16 protein-coding genes and 1 tRNA gene are annotated in these 16,608 nt (G+C 65.6%); 12 read left to right on the plus strand and 5 right to left on the minus strand.

The annotated features are described in order from the left end of the window. Positions 1-86: 86 nt before the first annotated feature. Positions 87-668 carry a YigZ family protein gene (locus ACE3UG_RS02540; protein WP_374619170.1) on the minus strand — a complete coding sequence of 194 codons (582 nt, stop codon included), beginning with the start codon at positions 666-668 and terminating at the stop codon, positions 87-89. Between the two features lie 22 nt (positions 669-690). Next, the gene (locus ACE3UG_RS02545; RefSeq protein WP_374619173.1) at positions 691-1,560 is read right to left on the minus strand and encodes a PhzF family phenazine biosynthesis protein; all 870 of its coding nucleotides are present in this window, start codon (positions 1,558-1,560) and stop codon (positions 691-693) included. Between the two features lie 383 nt (positions 1,561-1,943). Here ACE3UG_RS02545 and ACE3UG_RS02550 point away from each other — a divergent pair, with 383 nt between their 5' ends. Beyond that, positions 1,944-2,663, plus strand: coding sequence for a pirin family protein (locus tag ACE3UG_RS02550; RefSeq protein WP_374619175.1), 720 nt, complete (start codon positions 1,944-1,946; stop codon positions 2,661-2,663). A gap of 61 nt (positions 2,664-2,724) precedes the next feature. On the opposite strand, the gene ACE3UG_RS02555 is transcribed toward ACE3UG_RS02550, so the two are convergent. Further along, positions 2,725-3,975, minus strand: a complete 1,251-nt coding sequence (locus tag ACE3UG_RS02555) for a GTP-binding protein (RefSeq protein WP_374619178.1) — start codon at positions 3,973-3,975, stop codon at positions 2,725-2,727. Positions 3,976-4,566: 591 nt separating this feature from the next. Here ACE3UG_RS02555 and ACE3UG_RS02560 point away from each other — a divergent pair. The 5 genes from ACE3UG_RS02560 (at position 4,567) to alkB (ending at position 8,632) form a co-directional block, all read left to right on the plus strand. Beyond that, positions 4,567-4,977 (plus strand): copper resistance protein CopC, encoded by a 411-nt coding sequence (locus ACE3UG_RS02560; protein WP_374619181.1) that lies wholly within the window; start codon positions 4,567-4,569, stop codon positions 4,975-4,977. Further along, positions 4,977-5,966, plus strand: coding sequence for a copper resistance D family protein (locus ACE3UG_RS02565; RefSeq protein ID WP_374619183.1), 990 nt, complete (start codon positions 4,977-4,979; stop codon positions 5,964-5,966). Before ACE3UG_RS02560 ends, ACE3UG_RS02565 begins: the two co-directional genes overlap by 1 nt. An 88-nt stretch (positions 5,967-6,054) precedes the next feature. Beyond that, positions 6,055-7,248, plus strand: coding sequence for a bifunctional DNA-binding transcriptional regulator/O6-methylguanine-DNA methyltransferase Ada (gene ada / locus ACE3UG_RS02570; protein ID WP_374619186.1), 1,194 nt, complete (start codon positions 6,055-6,057; stop codon positions 7,246-7,248). Positions 7,249-7,250: 2 nt separating this feature from the next. After that, positions 7,251-7,976: a 2OG-Fe(II) oxygenase gene (locus ACE3UG_RS02575; protein WP_374619313.1), complete on the plus strand. Its 726-nt coding sequence runs from the start codon at positions 7,251-7,253 to the stop codon at positions 7,974-7,976. After that, entirely contained in the window at positions 7,973-8,632 is a 660-nt protein-coding gene (alkB, locus tag ACE3UG_RS02580) for a DNA oxidative demethylase AlkB (RefSeq protein ID WP_374619189.1), read from the plus strand. Before ACE3UG_RS02575 ends, alkB begins: the two co-directional genes overlap by 4 nt. Positions 8,633-8,745: 113 nt before the next feature. Here alkB and ACE3UG_RS02585 read toward each other — a convergent pair whose 3' ends face one another. After that, complete coding sequence (locus tag ACE3UG_RS02585; RefSeq protein WP_374619192.1) at positions 8,746-9,366, minus strand: NAD(P)-dependent oxidoreductase; 621 nt, start codon at positions 9,364-9,366, stop codon at positions 8,746-8,748. A gap of 160 nt (positions 9,367-9,526) precedes the next feature. On the opposite strand from ACE3UG_RS02585, the gene ACE3UG_RS02590 reads away from it, so the two are divergent. Further along, positions 9,527-10,432 (plus strand): LysR family transcriptional regulator, encoded by a 906-nt coding sequence (locus tag ACE3UG_RS02590; RefSeq protein ID WP_374619194.1) that lies wholly within the window; start codon positions 9,527-9,529, stop codon positions 10,430-10,432. Between the two features lie 333 nt (positions 10,433-10,765). Then, positions 10,766-12,484 carry an acid phosphatase gene (locus ACE3UG_RS02595; RefSeq protein WP_374619316.1) on the plus strand — a complete coding sequence of 573 codons (1,719 nt, stop codon included), beginning with the start codon at positions 10,766-10,768 and terminating at the stop codon, positions 12,482-12,484. Between the two features lie 193 nt (positions 12,485-12,677). On the opposite strand, the gene ACE3UG_RS02600 is transcribed toward ACE3UG_RS02595, so the two are convergent. Next, positions 12,678-13,133 (minus strand): MarR family winged helix-turn-helix transcriptional regulator, encoded by a 456-nt coding sequence (locus ACE3UG_RS02600; protein ID WP_374619197.1) that lies wholly within the window; start codon positions 13,131-13,133, stop codon positions 12,678-12,680. A gap of 193 nt (positions 13,134-13,326) precedes the next feature. Between ACE3UG_RS02600 and ACE3UG_RS02605 the strand changes: the two genes are divergently transcribed. The 4 genes from ACE3UG_RS02605 to ACE3UG_RS02620 all read left to right on the plus strand — a co-directional run bounded on the left by ACE3UG_RS02605 (position 13,327) and on the right by ACE3UG_RS02620 (position 16,454). Next, a complete protein-coding gene (locus tag ACE3UG_RS02605; RefSeq protein ID WP_374619199.1) occupies positions 13,327-15,012 on the plus strand; it encodes an FAD-dependent monooxygenase in 1,686 nt (561 codons plus the stop codon). Positions 15,013-15,061: 49 nt separating this feature from the next. Then, positions 15,062-15,256, plus strand: coding sequence for a hypothetical protein (locus tag ACE3UG_RS02610; RefSeq protein WP_374619202.1), 195 nt, complete (start codon positions 15,062-15,064; stop codon positions 15,254-15,256). A 251-nt stretch (positions 15,257-15,507) separates the two neighbouring features. After that, entirely contained in the window at positions 15,508-16,296 is a 789-nt protein-coding gene (locus tag ACE3UG_RS02615) for an NYN domain-containing protein (RefSeq protein ID WP_374619204.1), read from the plus strand. A gap of 81 nt (positions 16,297-16,377) precedes the next feature. Next, a tRNA-Val gene (locus tag ACE3UG_RS02620) sits at positions 16,378-16,454 on the plus strand. The last annotated feature ends 154 nt before the right edge of the window (positions 16,455-16,608 follow it).

Consider the following 16,608-nt stretch of genomic DNA (forward strand, 5'->3'; position numbering starts at 1 on the left):
AGCGTTGCATGACAGGCACGCTGCGCTCGCGCCGGTTCAGTTGCAGGGTCAGTCCAGGTTCTGCCCAGGGTCAGTGCGATACCGTGTCAGTCGCACCGCTCGAGACCACCGCTGAGCGCCTGCGTCGCGTCGGCTTCGAACGCCGCCACGTCGCGCACCTTCAGCCGTAGCCGCAGCGTGACAGCGTCGTCATACGCGACGTCGATCACTTCGGCAGCGTGACGCTGCGCCATCCGGCGCAGCGTCGCTTCGTGTGCAAAGGTGCAGCGATAGCGCGGCTCTGTCGTCGGCTCGACGGCGGTGAGCGTGGCGAGCTTGAGGGCTTCGCTGACGGCCTGTCCATAGGCCCGGGTCAGACCACCTGCGCCAAGCTTGATGCCACCGTAATACCGCACGACCACCGCAAGCACGTTCGCCAGCTCCTTGTGCATGAGTACGTTGTACATGGGCTTGGCCGCCGTGCCCCCCGGCTCGCCATCGTCGTCGAAGCCCGACGCGCCTTCGCACAGCAATACCCAGCAGTAATGCGTGGCGTTGGGGTAGCGTGCGCGCAGCGCGTCGAGTTCGCGCATGGCGGCCTCGCGCGAAGTCACGGGCATGACGATGCCGATAAATCGGCTCTTCCTGATATCCAGTTCGTTCTCGACCGGTGCTGCCAATGCGTACATGCGGTTGTGGTCCCCGGGCGCCTTACAGACGCACCACGCCCTGCGCGATTTCGATGACGTTGCCGCCCACCCGGATCTGTCGATCCGCCGTGACTTCGAGCGTCAACCGGCACGGGCGCTCGACGGCATCGCCCTGCGACACCCGCGCGCGTACCGGCAGGGGATACCCCTGCCCGATCAGCCAGCCGCCAAGGTTGGCGCACGCCGACCCCGTGCCCGGGTCTTCGCTCACGCCGCCCCCCTGCGTCGTGAAGAAGTAGCGTGCCGTGACCTGCAACTCCCCATCCGTCTCGTCGTCGATGGAAAATACGTAGCCTGTCTTGCGCTCTAGGCTTGAGAGCGGCCAGCGTTCCAGTCGCGCGCTGTCGGGTTGAGCCCGAGCCACGGCGTCCGCATTGCGCAGCGGGATCAACAACTGGTCGGCCCCCGTATCGACCCATTGCGGCGCATGCGCGAGATCGTCGCGCCCCAGTCGCACCAGCGCGGCGATGTCGGCATCTGCTTCGCTCGCCTTGTGGATCTTCGGTTCGCCCGACGACGGTGCCGTCAGCGTCCAGTGATCGCCGTCGGCCTGCACCGGCACGAGGCCCGCGGCAAACTGCAACGTCACGCGTTCGCCCAGATCGCGCATGTCACGCAGCACATGCGCCGTCCCCAGCGTCGGATGGCCCGCAAAACGCATCTCATAACCCGGCGTGAAGATTCGCACGTGCGCGTCGGCCGTCTCGGAGGGAAGAATGAACGTCGTCTCCGACAGGTTGAACTGCCGCGCCAGCGATCGCATCTCCTCGTCGCTCAGACCGCGCGCGTCTTCGAAAACGCACAGCGGATTGCCGCCGAATGTGGTCTCGGCGAAAACATTGACGATACGAAATGCATAGGTGCGGCTCATGACGAATCTCCGGTTGGGGGCAGCTCAGGCAACGTCGCGACGCGCATGCTTGCGACCGGTGCGCGGTCGACACGGTGCCAACCGCGCATGCCCTGTCGGTGGCGGGCCGGCTGGCGTTGCTGAAGAAGGTTCGTAGTCTCGCACATCGAGCGGGTGCATGCGCGCCAACACCCGCGCTTTCAGCCGCCTGTACCCCTCTCCATAGGAATCGTCCGCCTCATGGCCGCGCGGCAGGCCATCTGCCCCGCGCTCCCAATTGTCACCTATTACGAGACAATCATTCGCAAATCGGATGGATTGTAGTTATCGCTCAGGACTCTAGAATGTCATTCATCGAGGCCCACCCAGCCTCTTAACGAAAGATGAAGACACAGGAGCCCATCATGCTGGACATCAGAAAAGCTGCGGACCGAGGCGTTGCCGAACACGGCTGGCTCAGCTCGCGCCACACGTTCTCGTTCGCGAATTTTTACGATCCGAAGCAAGTCGGCTTTTCCGATCTGCTGGTGATCAACGACGACCGAGTGGCCCCGGCACAGGGCTTCGGCAAGCATCCGCACCGTGACATGGAAATCTTTTCGTACGTGCTTGAGGGTGCACTCGAACACAAGGACACCATGGGCACGGGATCGGTGATCGAGCCGGGCGACGTGCAGTTGATGAGTGCCGGGCGGGGCGTGGCGCACAGCGAGTTCAATCACTCGCGTACCTCGCCGGTGCACTTTCTGCAAATCTGGATTGTGCCGAACCAGACGGGCATCGCCCCCGAGTATCAGCAACAGCGCTTCACGCCGGAGGAAAAGCGCGGTCGTCTGCGCATGATCATCTCGCCGGAGGGCAGCGACAACTCGCTGCACATCCATCAAGATGTCCGCGTGTACGCCGGCCTGTTCGACGGTGATGAATCGGCCACGCTGACGCTCGCGCCGAATCGCTATGCATACGTGCATGTGGCTCGCGGCAGCGTGCGCTTGAACGGTGTGGCGCTGGAGGAAGGCGATGGCGTGCGCGTTCGCGACGAAACCGCGCTTACGCTCTCCGAGGGCAACGACGCAGAAGTGCTCGTGTTCGACTTGCGTCCGACGGAAACGCCTGATTTCTAAGGCAAGGCAGACACACCGTACGGCTGGCTTCTCGCCGTACGGTGTCGTCTTGCACACCGCGTCATGCGCCCTCGTTCTCCATTTGGATCGGCAGCGCGTGCTCGGTGTCGCGCCAGGCCCCGTCGCCCAGCGAGAGTTCGACCACACTCAGACGGCACGCATCGAACGCCTTTTCAATGGCGTCGCGATCCATATCGCGTCCGATGAACACCACCTCGTTGATGCGGTCACCCCACGGCGATTCCCAACTCGCCTCGATGGCCGCGCGCTGCGGATCGTCTTCGGGTGGCCACTGATCCCGATCGACGGCGACCCACCACTGCCCCACCGCTTCGAGCGTCGCAGTATTCCCCGCGCGTGAGTACGCAAGCGCCCACGCCGGATGGCTCGCGGCCCAGACGTAGCCCTTGGCGCGCATGAGTCCGTCGAACGGCATCGACATGAAGGCTGCGAAACGCGCCGGATGCAGCGGCTCACGATGGCGCAGCACAAAGCTCGTCACACCGTAGGTGTCCGCTTCCGACGCGTGCTCGCCTGCGAGCGCCTGCGCCCAACCGGCCATCTGCTCCGCACGCGCCGGATCGAAGCGCGCCGTACCCAGCACCTCGGCAAGCGGCACCTGCCCGTGTTCGCTCGTCACGATGCGGGCCACCGGATTGAGGCCGACGATCAGCGCCTTGACGGCGTCGAGCCGCGCCGCGTCGACGCAATCGACCTTGCTCACCACCACCACATCGGCAAACTCGATCTGCTCGGTCAGCAGTTCGGCAAGACGTCGCCCGTCCTCCTCAGCGGCCACCTCGCCACGCTGCGCAAGCGTGTCGAGACCGTGGAAGTCTTCGAGCACATGCAAGGCGTCGACCACCGTCACCATCGTGTCGAGACGGGCGATGTCCGCGAGCGACTGTCCTGCCTCGTCGCGAAATTCGAACGTCGCGGCCACCGGCATCGGCTCGGCGATGCCGGTCGACTCGATGAGCAAGTAGTCGAAGCGGCCCTCCTGCGCCATCTCGCGTACCGCGATGAGCAAGTCCTCCCGTAGCGTGCAGCAAATGCAGCCGTTGCTCATCTCGACAAGACGCTCTTCCGTGCGCGAGAGCGCCGCCCCCGCGTTCGCGGCGTCGCGCGCCACGAACGAAGCGTCGATATTCACTTCACTCATGTCGTTGACGAGCACCGCCACGCGCAGGCCTTCGCGATTGCGCAGTACATGATTGAGCAGCGTGGTTTTGCCCGCGCCGAGAAAGCCGGAAAGCACGGTGACGGGTAGGCGACGCTCGGCGTCGCCAGATGTCGCGAGGGGAAGCGGCATGGCAGCAAAGTCCTGTGATCTTGTGAGGCAGGCCGGCGTGCGCAGCGCACGCCTCTCCTGACGGAGGCCCGTCGGCGTGCAGACGTGGCGACGCCGGCCGCAGTCGAATTAATGCAACCAAGTTGCAATAATTCAGGATGATACGGGGAGCCTCATGATTTTGCAACTCAGTTGCAATTTAAGACATCCCTCGACGCGCACGGCATGGCGTACGACATCACGCACAACATCCCGTACCCCATCGCTCTCCCTATCGCTCTCCCTATCGCTCTCCCTATCGCTCTCCCTATCACTCTGCCTATCACTGTCCCCATCACGCCCCCATCCCCCCATCCCCCCATTCCGCGCAACATGAGACACGGCAGGGCACATGGCCTTGCCCGCTTGCGCATGACCTCGCATCGTTCGCCTGGGGAACCGGCGGGCGGCTGCGTCGGTCTGCAAGGTCTGCGATACTGCGCGAGCAGCGCGGATCGCGTATCCATGCGGGGGGCCAGATCGGGTGGGAGACACCCAGCGTGTTCGCCTGCCCACGACGCACCCGCCTGCCGCCTCCTTTTCTTTAGCCGAACTCGTTTAGCCGAACTCGATATGCCGACTTTCAACATCGTCTCCAACGCCCCTCGTGCCACCGATTGGCTGCGCCGCACGACGCAGGGACTCGCGCTCGCGGCAATCGTCGGCCTGACGGGACTCTCGCAAGGGGCGTGGGCACACGCGCACCCCGTATCGAGCGAACCCGCTGCGCAGGCCACCGTCGAGGCGCCGACGTCGGTACGTGTGACGTTCGATTCGACGCTCGAAGGTGCCTTCTCGACGCTGGGCGTCGTCGATGCCCGAGGCAAGCCGGTCACCCAGGCCAAGGCCACACTCGACGCCGCGCGCAAAACGCTTTCGCTGCCGCTCCCCGCCCTCGCCGCCGGTCACTATCAGGCGAACTGGATCGCCGTGGCGAGCGACGGCCATCGCACGCAAGGCCACTTCAAGTTCAGCGTGAAGTGATGTCGGCCGATCTGGCCGCCGGGACATGGCAACCCGCCACGGCGGGACTGCTGAATCTCGCGCTGGCGCTCGCCCTCGGCGTGCTGCTCCTGCGCAGCCCGCATGCCGTACGGCGCGGACTCACGCTGCGCGTGCTGCCCGCGTTTGCGGCGGGGCTCGCCGTGTTTGCATGGGCCGCGTACGTACTCGCGAGCACCGACGCCATGACGGGCGGCGGCTGGGAAAGCGCGTCCGCCATGCTTGGCGATGTCTGGCGGGTACTCACGCAATCGCACTTCGGCCGGATGCAATGGCTCGCCGGGCTGGGCGCCGCGCTGCTCTGCGCGGGCGCCTGGGCCTGGTACGACGCCCGTCGGCGTCTGCGCACAACGTTGCCGATCGCGGACGATCCGCGCGACCGGCATCATCGGCGCGAGCATCGTCAGGAGCGTTACGCACGCATGGTCTATGCCGCCGGTGCCGTGGTGCTGGCGCTCGCCCGCGCGGGGACGGGACACGCGGCCGACGCGTCAGTCCCGTGGCTTGCCATCGGCATTCATACCCTGCATGTGGCTGCGGCGGCGTCGTGGACCGGTGCATTGCTTGTGGCGGGTTGCGCGATTCCGGGCTGGCGTCATTGGCCGGTCGGCGCGCGTGCCGCCTACGGCGAACGCCTGTCGTCGGTCGCCACCCTGGCCATGTTGGTCGCGCTCGCGACCGGGGCCTTCAACGCCTGGCGCACGCTCGGCGAGACCCCGGCGCTGTGGTTCGACAGCCAGAATGCACCGTATCTGGCGTGGCTGGGGACCAAGCTCGCGCTCGTCGTCTGCGCCGCATTGCTGGGCGCCTGGAACCGCTGGCATTTCCTGCCACGCCTGGCACTCGACACGGGAGAGACCTCGCTCGACACGACGGCCTTCGCGCGCGTGGTCGCCATCGAAGCGCTCGTCCTGGTGATGGTAATGAGCCTTGCCGCCAAGCTCGGCACGACCATGCCGCCAGGCGTCTGAGCGAATTCGATAGCAAGAAACGGAGCGCTGCATCGCCGTCGGCTCTCTACACTGAAGGCGAATCTTCAGTCATCGGGAGACCACCGAGATGCCGAACCATCCAATGAACCCTGAACATCGGTCTCGCTCCGGCAGCGCCGCCGGTCCGCGCGACGCGCCGGGCCGCGCACGGCCCGCCCCCGCGAACGGCCGCCCAGCCGTGTCGCGATACGCCTCCGACGATGCCAAGTGGGCGGCGGTCGTTGCCCGCGACAAGCAGGCGGATGGCGCGTTCCTCTATTCTGTGCGCACGACCGGCGTGTATTGCCGGGCGTCGTGCGGCGCGAGGCTGGCGCGGCGAGAAAACGTTGCCTTCCATGCGGATAGGGCGGCGGCCGAGCGAGCGGGCTTTCGTCCGTGCAAGCGGTGCAAGCCGGATCAGGACGCGCTTGACGCGCGTCATGCCGCGCTGGTGACGACCGCCTGTCGGCACATCGAGACGGCCGAGGTGCCACCGCGTCTGGAAGCCCTCGCCGCCGAAGCGGGTCTGAGCCCGCACTATTTCCACCGGCTCTTTCGCGCGGTGACCGGTGTGACGCCGCGCGCTTATGCGAATGCGCGCCGGGCCGAGCGAGTGCGCGATGCGCTGCCGGCGGCCGAGAGTGTCACGTCGGCGTTCTACGACGCGGGTTTCAATTCCAATGGCCGCTTCTACGCGAACGCCGACGCGCTGCTCGGCATGAAGCCGGCGGCGTTCCGTGCGGGCGGCCAAGCCGAATCGATCCGCTTCGCTGTCGCGCAGAGCGCACTCGGCGCATTGCTGGTCGCCGCCACCTCGCGGGGGCTATGCGCCGTTTCGCTGGGCGATGACCCAGAGGCGCTGGTCAAGGAATTGCAGGATCGCTTCCCGAAAGCGGAGCTTGTCGGCGCCGACGCCGCGTTCGAGCGATGGGTGGCCCAGGTGGTGGGCTTCGTGGAATCGCCGCGCGTCGGGCTTTCGCTGCCGCTCGATGTCCGCGGCACGGCGTTCCAACAACGCGTGTGGGAAGCGCTGCGCGACGTGCCCGCAGGGCAGACGGCCAGCTACGCGCAGATCGCCGCACGCATTGGCGCACCCCGCGCCGTGCGCGCGGTGGCGCAAGCATGCGCGGCGAACACGCTGGCGGTGGTGATTCCATGCCACCGGATCGTGCGCACCGACGGCGCGCTCTCCGGCTATCGCTGGGGCGTCGAGCGCAAGCGCGCGTTGCTGACCCATGAGCGCATGGCACGCGAGGACGGCGTAGAAAAGGAAACACCGTGACGATGCCGATCCCGTCCCTCGATTGGGCCGCGCTCGAGGACGAACTCAATCGCTTCGGTGCGGCACGCATTCCCGGCTTGCTCAGCGCGAGCGAATGCGCGGCGCTTCGCGAGATGTACGGCCGAACGACGGGACGGGCGAGCGTTACGCCAACGTCGCCCCTGTTCCGCAGCCGTATCGTGATGGCGCGTCATGGATTCGGGCAGGGGGAGTATCAGTACTTCGCTTACCCGCTGCCGCCGCGCGTCGCCGATCTGCGCGAAGCGTTCTATACGCCGTTGCGTGACATCGCGCACCGCTGGCATGCGGCGATGGGCATCGATACCCGCTATCCGCCCACGCACCGTGCCTACCTCGCGCAGTGTCATGCCGCCGGCCAGCACCGCCCTACGCCATTGCTGCTGCGCTATGAAACAGACGACTACAATTGTCTGCATCAAGACCTTTATGGAGAACACGTCTTCCCGTTGCAGGTGGCCATTCTGCTGTCGCAGCCCGGCGACGACTTCACGGGCGGCGAGTTCGTTCTCACCGAGCAGCGCCCGCGCATGCAGTCGCGCGTCGAAGTGGTGCCGCTCGCGCGCGGCGACGCGGTCGTGTTCCCCGTGCATCATCGACCGGTGAGCGGCACGCGCGGTGTGTACCGCGTCAACATGCGGCACGGCGTGAGCCGCGTGCGCAGCGGCCATCGATACACGTTAGGCGTGATCCTGCATGACGCGACATGACACTCGATCTCTTCGCCTCCCCTCGCGACACGGCCTGTCACGATAGTCCGCACATCGACGAACTCGGTCCCGGTGCGTTCGTGCTGCGCGGATTCGCGCAATCGCAACTGACGGTTCTGCAATCCAATATCGACGCGGTGGTTGCGCAAGCGCCATGGCGCCACTGGCTGACACCGGGCGGCAAGCGCATGTCGGTCGCCATGACGAACTGCGGCGACGTCGGATGGATCAGCGACCGGCAGGGCTATCGCTACGGCACGCACGATCCGCTCACGGCGCAACCGTGGCCGTCGATGCCGGACGCGTTCGCCACACTCGCGCGACACGCCGCCGAGACGGCCGGCTATCGCGACTTCGCACCCGATGCCTGTCTCATCAACCGCTATACCCTCGATGCGCGGCTCACGTTGCATCAGGATCGCGACGAGCGCGAGCTGGGCGCCCCCATCGTATCGGTCTCGCTCGGGCTTCCCGCGATCTTCCTTTGGGGCGGCCTGCAGCGCAGCGATCGCACGCGTCGCGTGCGTCTGGCACCGGGCGACGTGGTCGTCTGGGGCGGGCCGTCGCGACTCGTCTATCACGGCATTGCGAGCGTCGAGGGCAGCTTCGACGCGCAAGCCGTGCGTTACAACCTGACCTTGCGCAAGGCGCAATGATCGCGCGGCCCCTCGCCGCACACCGCCGTCATCTTGCGCTCATCTTCTTGCGCTCATTTTCTTGCGCTCACCAACTTGCGCTCATCCTCTCGCGCCGATCATCTCGCGCTTGCTCAGTACCCAACCGTGAAGCGCGCGCGCGGATGCTGGTTTTTCTCCAACTCGTCGACCAGCGCGATGGCGTAGTCTTCCATCGAAATCCAACTCTTGCCATTGGCGTCGACGAGCAGCGCGTCGCCACCGACACGGAACTTGCCCGTACGCTCACCCGGCTCGAAAAACGCCGACGGCGACAGGAACGTCCAGTTCAGCGGCGAGTCCTTCGCCTCTGCGCGCAGCACTTCCAGGAACACTCGGCCTGCGCCGGCCTCCGGCTTGTATGCCTGCGGAAAATCCGGCGCGTCGATGAGTGCCTTGCCCGGCGCAATCTCCAGACTGCCGGCACCGCCCACCACGAGCAGGCGCGGCACGCCCGCACGCTTGACCGCGTCGATGAGCTTGGCGGCGTCCATCGAGGCGAAGCGCCCGGCGCTGATCACCGCATCGTGACCGGCGAGCAGCGGTGCGAGCGACGCGGGCTGCGCGGCGTCGCCGTTGACGACGGTGAGACCCGACTCGGCCTCGACACGCTCGGCGTTACGGGCGATCCCCGTGACGGTGTGACCACGTTGCAGCAATTCGGCGGCAACGCGCGTGCCCACGCGGCCGGTAATACCAATCAAAGCGACTTTCATCAGGACTCTCCAGGGAATGACGGGGATTTCGGGACAGGGGTCAAGCGCCCAACGCGCGCAGCCGTCGTTTGGCGCGTTTCATGAATGCCATCGTAGTCGCGCCAGTCGCGCAAAAAAAGCCCATAATGACGATCACTTTGTTGCATGGATCGAGCAAGTCATGGACCGTCTCACGGCAATGCGGGTCTTCACCGAAGTGGCCGAACGCGGTTCGCTGACGGCGGCAGCGCAGCGGCTGGACATGTCGCGCGCGATGGTTTCGCGGTATCTCGCGGAACTTGAAGCGTGGCTCGGCACCCGGCTACTGCATCGCACGACGCGCGCGGTGAGCCTCACCGACGCCGGTAACGACGCCCTGCCGCGCTGCCGCGAGATGCTCGGCATCGCCGACGAGTTGGCGAGCGCGTCGCCCGCCGACAGCGCGCCGCGAGGTCTGTTGCGCGTGGCTTGCAGTACGTCGCTCGGTCAGGCGTTTCTGGCAGCGGCCGTCACGCGGTTCATCGTGCGGCATCCGGGCGTCGCGATCGATCTCGTGGTGGCGGACCGCACCGTCGATCTGGTGGACGAGCGCATCGATCTGGCAATTCGCGTGACCACGGAACCCTCGCCCGGTCTCATCGCGCGACGGCTCGCCACGTGTCATTCGGTGGTCTGCGCGGCACCGTCGTATCTCCAGCGTCATGGCACGCCCGCGCGCGCCGAAGACCTCGCCCTCCACAACTGTCTGACCTACACATACTTCAGCAAGAGCCTCTGGCAATTCACGCACAACGGCACACCGCTCGGCGTGCCCGTCGGCGGCAATCTGTCGGCCAATGAAGTCAACGTGGTTTTCGCCGCCACGCTGGCGGGCGCGGGCATCTCCATGCAGCCCGTTTATTCGGCGTTGCCGCATCTGCGCGACGGCACCTTGCGCGCGCTGCTGCCCGATTACGTGCCGCGCGAGATGACCGTCTACGGCGTGTACATGTCGCGCAAGCAGATGCCCAGCGCCTTGCGTGCCCTGCTCGACGATCTGGTCGATCAGTTCCGCACCCCGTTGTTCGAGGACACCGGTTACGCCTGATGCCGGGCCGCGCCGCCCGCTTGAGCCTTCCGCAGCGTTGCGTGCGCCGTAACGACGCAACGACGTCACTACGTATTGCCGTATTGCCGTATTGCCGTATTGCCGTATTGCCGTATTGCCGTATTGCCGTATTGCCGTATTGCCGTAATGCCGTAATGCCGTAATGCCGTGCAAGCGTCACCGAATTGACACATTGCCCGCGTAAAAACGTCGTCTGCCTGGCCCGCCCGGAGCGGCTGACGACGCCATTTCCCCATGTCAACGTCAGCCGCCTCCGACCCGATGCGGGTGTTCACGCGCGCTCCCCTGCACGACACGTCAATCGAGGACATCATGACGCACGACGACACGCCCCAACCTCACGATCCAGCGCTCGATGTCGCGCCTGCGCCCGACGACAATCCGTCCGATCCGTCGCGCCGCCGGTTGCTTCAAGGGCTGGCCGCCATCGGTGCCGCTGGCGCGGCAGGCGCCACCACCGCACTGACCGGCTGCGCTGCCGAGAGCGGTGCCGGTGTTCCGACGGCCGTCGCCGGGGGCGGTACGTTCGACGCCCAGCTCAAGGCCAACATCAAGACGGTGGTCGTGATCTATCTCGAGAACCGCAGCTTCAACAATCTGTTCGCCGATTTCCCCGGCGTGGAGAAGCCGCTCTCGAAGGTGAGCGCATCGGCCTACACGCAACTCGACCGCGACGGCAAAACGCCCATGGCGCTGCTGCCTCCGATCTTCGACGGTCTGGTGCCGCGCGCGCAGTCCATCGGCGGCAAGAAGTATCACATCGCCGAGAAAGACCTCGCCCGCCAGCCGAACGCGCCGTTCATGCTCAAGGACACCGAGGGCCAGTTGCTGCCGACGTCCGTCATCACGCGCGATCTGTGGCATCTGTTCTGGCAGAACCAGATGCAGATCAACGGCGGCACGAACAACCAGTTCGCCGCGTGGGCGAACTCGGGCGGACTGACGATGGGCTACTACGGCGAGACCGGCAAAACGCTCGACATGTACAAGATCGCGCAGCAGTACACGATGTGCGACAACTTCTTCATGGCGGCGTTCGGGGGCTCGTTCCTGAACCACCAGTTCCTGATCGCGGGGCGGCCCCCGGTGTATCCGAACGCCGCACAGAGTCCGGCCAGGAACAAGATCGCCGTGCTGGCCGATGGCCCCCAGGGCGTGCGCCTGGCGGTAGCGCCGGATTCGCCTCTATCGGCCGCCGACGGCCCGCCGAAGTTCGTGCGCGACGGCGCCATCACCCCCGACGACTTCGCGGTGAATACGATGATGCCGGCCTACCAGCCGTCTCCGGTCAAGCCCGCCGCCTCGGGCGACAAGCGTCTGGCCGATCCGTCGAACCCCGCCACGCTGCCGCCGCAGACCTTCCCCACCATCGGCGATCTGCTCTCGACCCAGGGCGTGTCGTGGGCCTGGTATGCGGGCGCCTGGCAGTCGGCGCTCGATCACAAGGGCGGTGCCGACAAGCCGAACTTTCAGTACCACCATCAACCGTTCAACTACTTCGCTCAGTTCGCGCCGGGCACGGCCGCACGGGAAACCCATCTGCGCGACGCCGGCGAGGGCGACAGCCCGATATCGAACAAATTCATCGGCGACGCGATTGCGGGCAGGCTGCCGGCCGTCACGTTCTACAAGCCGCAGGGCAATCTGAACCAGCACGCTGGCTATTCGGACGTGGCGTCGGGCGACCAGCATGTGGCGAACGTGCTCGCGCATCTGATGCACTCGCCGCAGTGGCAAAACATGATGGTCGTGATCACGTATGACGAGAATGGCGGCTGGTGGGATCACGTCGCCCCGCCGAAGGGCGATCGATGGGGCCCGGGGTCGCGCGTTCCGGCGCTGGTGGTCTCGCCGTTCGCCAAGCGCGGCAACGTCGATCACACGTTCTACGACACCACGTCGATCCTGCGTTTCATCACACGCCTGCACGATCTCCCGACGCTCGAAGGCATTGCTCATCGCAACGCCGCCTTCGCCTCGCGTGACGCCATGCCGCCAGGCGACCTGACGAAGACGCTCTCGTTCGCATGACATTGAGGCACTCGCCGAACGGGCATCGCACCTGAGGAAACGGCACCCGCCGAATCGCCCCCTGAAGCTTGGATGCAGATCCAACTTTGGGGGCCGGTTCATGCAGGCGCCCGGGGGTGCCGGGTGCCGGGTGCCGGGTGCCGGGTGCCGGGTGCTCGGTGCTTTTCGCTACGCGCTGTTAGGGCAGAGGCGATCACGCCTGTGCGTCGAGTTCGTCCGAGCGCAGCAGCAGTTTGTCGAGCAGCCGCTCGTACATGCGCAGTTCGTCATCCGTCAGCGTTTCGAACAACCGGTCGTAGTGCGAGCGTGCCGTGGCGATCACCACATGCCACGCGCGCTCACCCTGCGGCGTAAGCGTCACCTTGACCGCGCGAGCGTCATGCTCGTCCGGCGCACGACGCACCAGCCCGCGCGAAACCAGGCTGTCCGCCCCGCGGCTCGCCTGGCTCTTGTCGAGATTCGCACGTCGCGCGAGCTCCGAGTTCGACAACGCCCCCGCCGTGCCCACCGCCGCCAACACCCGCGACTCGGCCAGACTCAGTTGCACCGCGTCCGCATACGACTGACCGATGCGTTTGTCGTGCTGCTTCATCAGTCGGTGCATCTTGTACGTGAGGAACTGGTCGAGTGTTTTGTGAGCAGGCCGCATCTCAGTGTTTTTCCTTAATCGGAAACAAGCGATATTTGGTTGCAAACGCAACATTAGCACACTAGAATGGTTGTGTTAGCAACTATGTGCTCGATGGCGTATTTCGCCAATCCCGCGACGTGCACCGCGCCGTCTTTGCGCCGAGATGAGGCGCACCGCGCACGTGCCGAGCGGCCTTCTTGGGTGTCGCAACATGCATCGACCGGAAACCAACCCGCGCGCGTCGCTCTATCACGCGTATCGCGTCTATCCCCACTTTGCGCCGCCTGGCGCCGACTCGGCGGTACCCGTTGCCGTCGTCGGCGGCGGCCCCATCGGCATGGTCACGGCGCTCGCGCTTGCGCGTCACGGTGTGCGCAGTGTCGTGCTGCAGGCCGAGCAGCAAGTCTCCGAAGGCAGCCGCGCCATCGTCTTCACCCGTCGCTCGCAGGAGATTCTGCAGGCTGTGGGCGTGGCCGATGCCGTGGTCGCCAAGGGCCTGCCGTGGACCAGCGGGAATTCGTACTATCGCGGCCGGCGCGTATTCCGCATGGAGTCGCCGCTGGATGAAGACGATCGTTTCGCGCCGCTCATCAATTTGCAACAGAACGTACTCGAGAGCTATCTGGTCGACGCCATCGCGCGTGAGCCCCTCATCGAGATGCGTTGGGGCAACAAGCTCGTCGGGCTCACGCAGGATGCCCACGGCGTCGCGCTGCGAGTCGACACACCCGACGGCGAATACACGCAGCGCGCAGGCTGGGTCGTCGCGGCCGACGGGGCGCGCTCGACGGTGCGCACCGCGCTGGGTTTGCGCTTCGAGGGGGCGAGCTACGAGGGCCGCTTCGTTATCGCGGATATCCGTATCGATCTCGATCTGCCGACGGAGCGTCTGGCCTACTTCGCGCCCGACTGGAATCCCGGTAACACGGTGCTCATGCACCGGGAACCGGACGGCATCTGGCGCGTGGATTATCAATTGCCGGCGTCGGAGACCTCGGCGCATGCCCTGCAACCCGAGACGATTCGCGCGCGCATCGACGCACAGCTCGACATGATGGGACTCGGCGGCAAGCCGTGGGAACTCGACTGGTGCTCGGTCTATTCGGCGCGTGCACTCACGCTGCCGGACTACGTGCATGGCCGCATCCTCTTCGCGGGCGACGCCGCGCACCTGCTGCCGATCTTCGGCGTGCGTGGCGCCAACACCGGCTTTCAGGACGCCATCGATCTCTCGTGGAAGCTCGCCGCCGTCGTCAAGGGCGCTGCGCCGGTGCCATTGCTCGCGTCGTACACGCACGATCGCGTGGGCGCGGCACGCGAGATCATCGCAGAGGCGGGCAAGAGCACACGCTTCATGACGCCGCCCTCGCACGGCTTTCGCGTGCTGCGCGACGCCGTGCTCGATCTCTCGCTCGATCATGAATTCGTGCGGCCGCTGTTTCATTGGCGCACTTCGCGCGCACATGACTATCGCGACTCGCCTTTGAACAGTCCCAACGACGACAATGCGCAGATGGCGACCGGTCCCGCTGCCGGCGCGCCAGCGCCCAACGTCAAGCTCGGCACGAACGACTATCTCTACGACCACCTTGGCGCCGCGTTCCATCTGTTGACGTTTGGCGATGCGCCGCTCGACGAGGCCGTGCGCCGCGAGATCGCGACCTGGCGCGAGCGCGGTGTGCCGGTGACGGTGATTGCGCTGGCGGGATCGCACGCCACCGTCGCAGGCGCAGACCTCACACTGCCCGACCCCGCCGGCCGCGCCGCCGCAAAGTATGGCGCAGGCGAGCGCGCTGCATATCTCGTGCGCCCCGATCATCACGTCTGTGCCCGTTGGCTGCAGCTCGACGCACAGCGTCTTGACAGCGCACTCGCGCAGGCAACGGCTCGCGCCTGAATCCTCAGTCCCAAGTCCTGCGTCGTCACCCCGCCAAGGAAGCACTGACATGACCGCCCAACTCATCGCCAACGCCGGGCTCGAAGAGATTTACGACACCCTCGCGCTGGCCATCGACGCCGCGCCGAGCGACACGCGCGAGCTACTGCTCGCCAAGGTCGCCCTGCTGCTGGCCCATGAAATCCAGAACCCGCAACGGGTGATCGATCTCATTCGTCAAGCGGCCCAGAGCGCACAGCGCTGACCGGCGCGCACGCAGCATCGCAGCTTCAGGCGACGTGAGGTGGCTTCAGGCGGCATCAGGCGGCATCAGGCGATTTTCGTTCGTCAGGCATTGTCCGGCCGTCCGCTGGCGCGCGCCCACGCATCGGCATTGCCGCGCCGTGGTGCGCGCCGCTCAGGCACCGCTGCGGCGGCAATCGAGCCCGATCCCGGCATCGCGGACACCGTTCCGGGCCATAATGCGACACGTCTTCGCGTTCAAGGAACCTCATCATGCCCGTGACAACCCACGCAGCCGCTCAGGGCCCCACGCTCGTCGTGCTCATCGATGCCGATAACGCCGCGCCCGCCATCGTCGAAGGCCTGCTCACCGAAGTGGCCAAGTATGGCGTGGCAAGCGTGAAGCGCATCTACGGCGACTGGACCAAGCCCAATCTCGACGGCTGGAAGAAGTGCCTGCTCGAACACTCGATCCAGCCCATCCAGCAGTTTCGGTACACCGTCGGCAAGAACGCCACCGACAGCGCCATGATCATCGACGCCATGGATCTCCTTTACACGGGTCGGTTCGACGGCTTCTGTCTCGTCTCCAGCGACAGCGATTTCACGCGGCTCGCCTCGCGCATCCGCGAGCAGGGACTGATCGTGTACGGCTTCGGCGAACGCAAGACACCGCAGCCGTTCGTCACCGCCTGCGACAAATTTATCTACACCGAATTGCTCCGTCAGGAAGACGAGCCAGAGGGCGACGAAGCCCCGGCGCCGCGCAAGCGCCGCGAGGCCTCGGAACTCAAGCGCGACACGCGTCTGGTGCGGCTGCTGCGCAATGCGGTGACGGGCGTATCGGACGAGGATGGGTGGGCCAGTCTTGGCGCCATCGGCAGCCATATCGCCAAACAGGCGCCCGACTTCGATTCGCGCAATTACGGTTTCGGCAAACTGAGCGACCTCGTGGCGACCACCGGCCTGTTCGACGTCGAGCAGCATACGGGCAGCAGCGGCAACAAGGGGATCTGGGTGCGCATCAAGCCGAAGCGCGGCACGGCCAAGCGCGGCGAATGAGCGTGCCTGGGCGTTTTCGTGAAAAAATGGCGCGGAACACTTGCCACGTTCGAAAATGCCCCCTATAATCGCGGTCTTTCTAGGCTCGTAGCTCAGCTGGTTAGAGCACCACCTTGACATGGTGGGGGTCGTTGGTTCGAGTCCAATCGAGCCTACCAACGAATAAAAGCACAAGGCGTTGCGCGTTTTCGCGTAACGCCTTTTGTTTTTTCCACGTCGATCTTTCTCTTCGATTCGCTTCGCAGTGCGCGCCAGTCCAGCGCGTCCACCAACGTTACAAAACGACACATCCCAGACAAACTCGTAGCACCT

Origin of the sequence: Pandoraea sp., assembly GCF_041919235.1 — a bacterium.
Classification (GTDB): Bacteria; Pseudomonadota; Gammaproteobacteria; order Burkholderiales; family Burkholderiaceae; genus Pandoraea.

Coding starts and splice junctions, on each gene's coding strand:
- ACE3UG_RS02560 (WP_374619181.1), top strand. CDS start 4,567: ATGCCGACTTTCAACATCGTCTCCAACGCCCCTCGTGCCACCGATTGG.
- ACE3UG_RS02595 (WP_374619316.1), top strand. CDS start 10,766: ATGACGCACGACGACACGCCCCAACCTCACGATCCAGCGCTCGATGTC.
- ACE3UG_RS02555 (WP_374619178.1), bottom strand. CDS start 3,975: ATGCCGCTTCCCCTCGCGACATCTGGCGACGCCGAGCGTCGCCTACCC.
- ACE3UG_RS02540 (WP_374619170.1), bottom strand. CDS start 668: ATGTACGCATTGGCAGCACCGGTCGAGAACGAACTGGATATCAGGAAG.
- ACE3UG_RS02615 (WP_374619204.1), top strand. CDS start 15,508: ATGCCCGTGACAACCCACGCAGCCGCTCAGGGCCCCACGCTCGTCGTG.
- ACE3UG_RS02610 (WP_374619202.1), top strand. CDS start 15,062: ATGACCGCCCAACTCATCGCCAACGCCGGGCTCGAAGAGATTTACGAC.
- ACE3UG_RS02605 (WP_374619199.1), top strand. CDS start 13,327: ATGCATCGACCGGAAACCAACCCGCGCGCGTCGCTCTATCACGCGTAT.
- ACE3UG_RS02550 (WP_374619175.1), top strand. CDS start 1,944: ATGCTGGACATCAGAAAAGCTGCGGACCGAGGCGTTGCCGAACACGGC.
- ACE3UG_RS02590 (WP_374619194.1), top strand. CDS start 9,527: ATGGACCGTCTCACGGCAATGCGGGTCTTCACCGAAGTGGCCGAACGC.
- ACE3UG_RS02600 (WP_374619197.1), bottom strand. CDS start 13,133: ATGCGGCCTGCTCACAAAACACTCGACCAGTTCCTCACGTACAAGATG.
- ada (WP_374619186.1), top strand. CDS start 6,055: ATGCCGAACCATCCAATGAACCCTGAACATCGGTCTCGCTCCGGCAGC.
- alkB (WP_374619189.1), top strand. CDS start 7,973: ATGACACTCGATCTCTTCGCCTCCCCTCGCGACACGGCCTGTCACGAT.
- ACE3UG_RS02565 (WP_374619183.1), top strand. CDS start 4,977: ATGTCGGCCGATCTGGCCGCCGGGACATGGCAACCCGCCACGGCGGGA.
- ACE3UG_RS02545 (WP_374619173.1), bottom strand. CDS start 1,560: ATGAGCCGCACCTATGCATTTCGTATCGTCAATGTTTTCGCCGAGACC.
- ACE3UG_RS02575 (WP_374619313.1), top strand. CDS start 7,251: ATGCCGATCCCGTCCCTCGATTGGGCCGCGCTCGAGGACGAACTCAAT.
- ACE3UG_RS02585 (WP_374619192.1), bottom strand. CDS start 9,366: ATGAAAGTCGCTTTGATTGGTATTACCGGCCGCGTGGGCACGCGCGTT.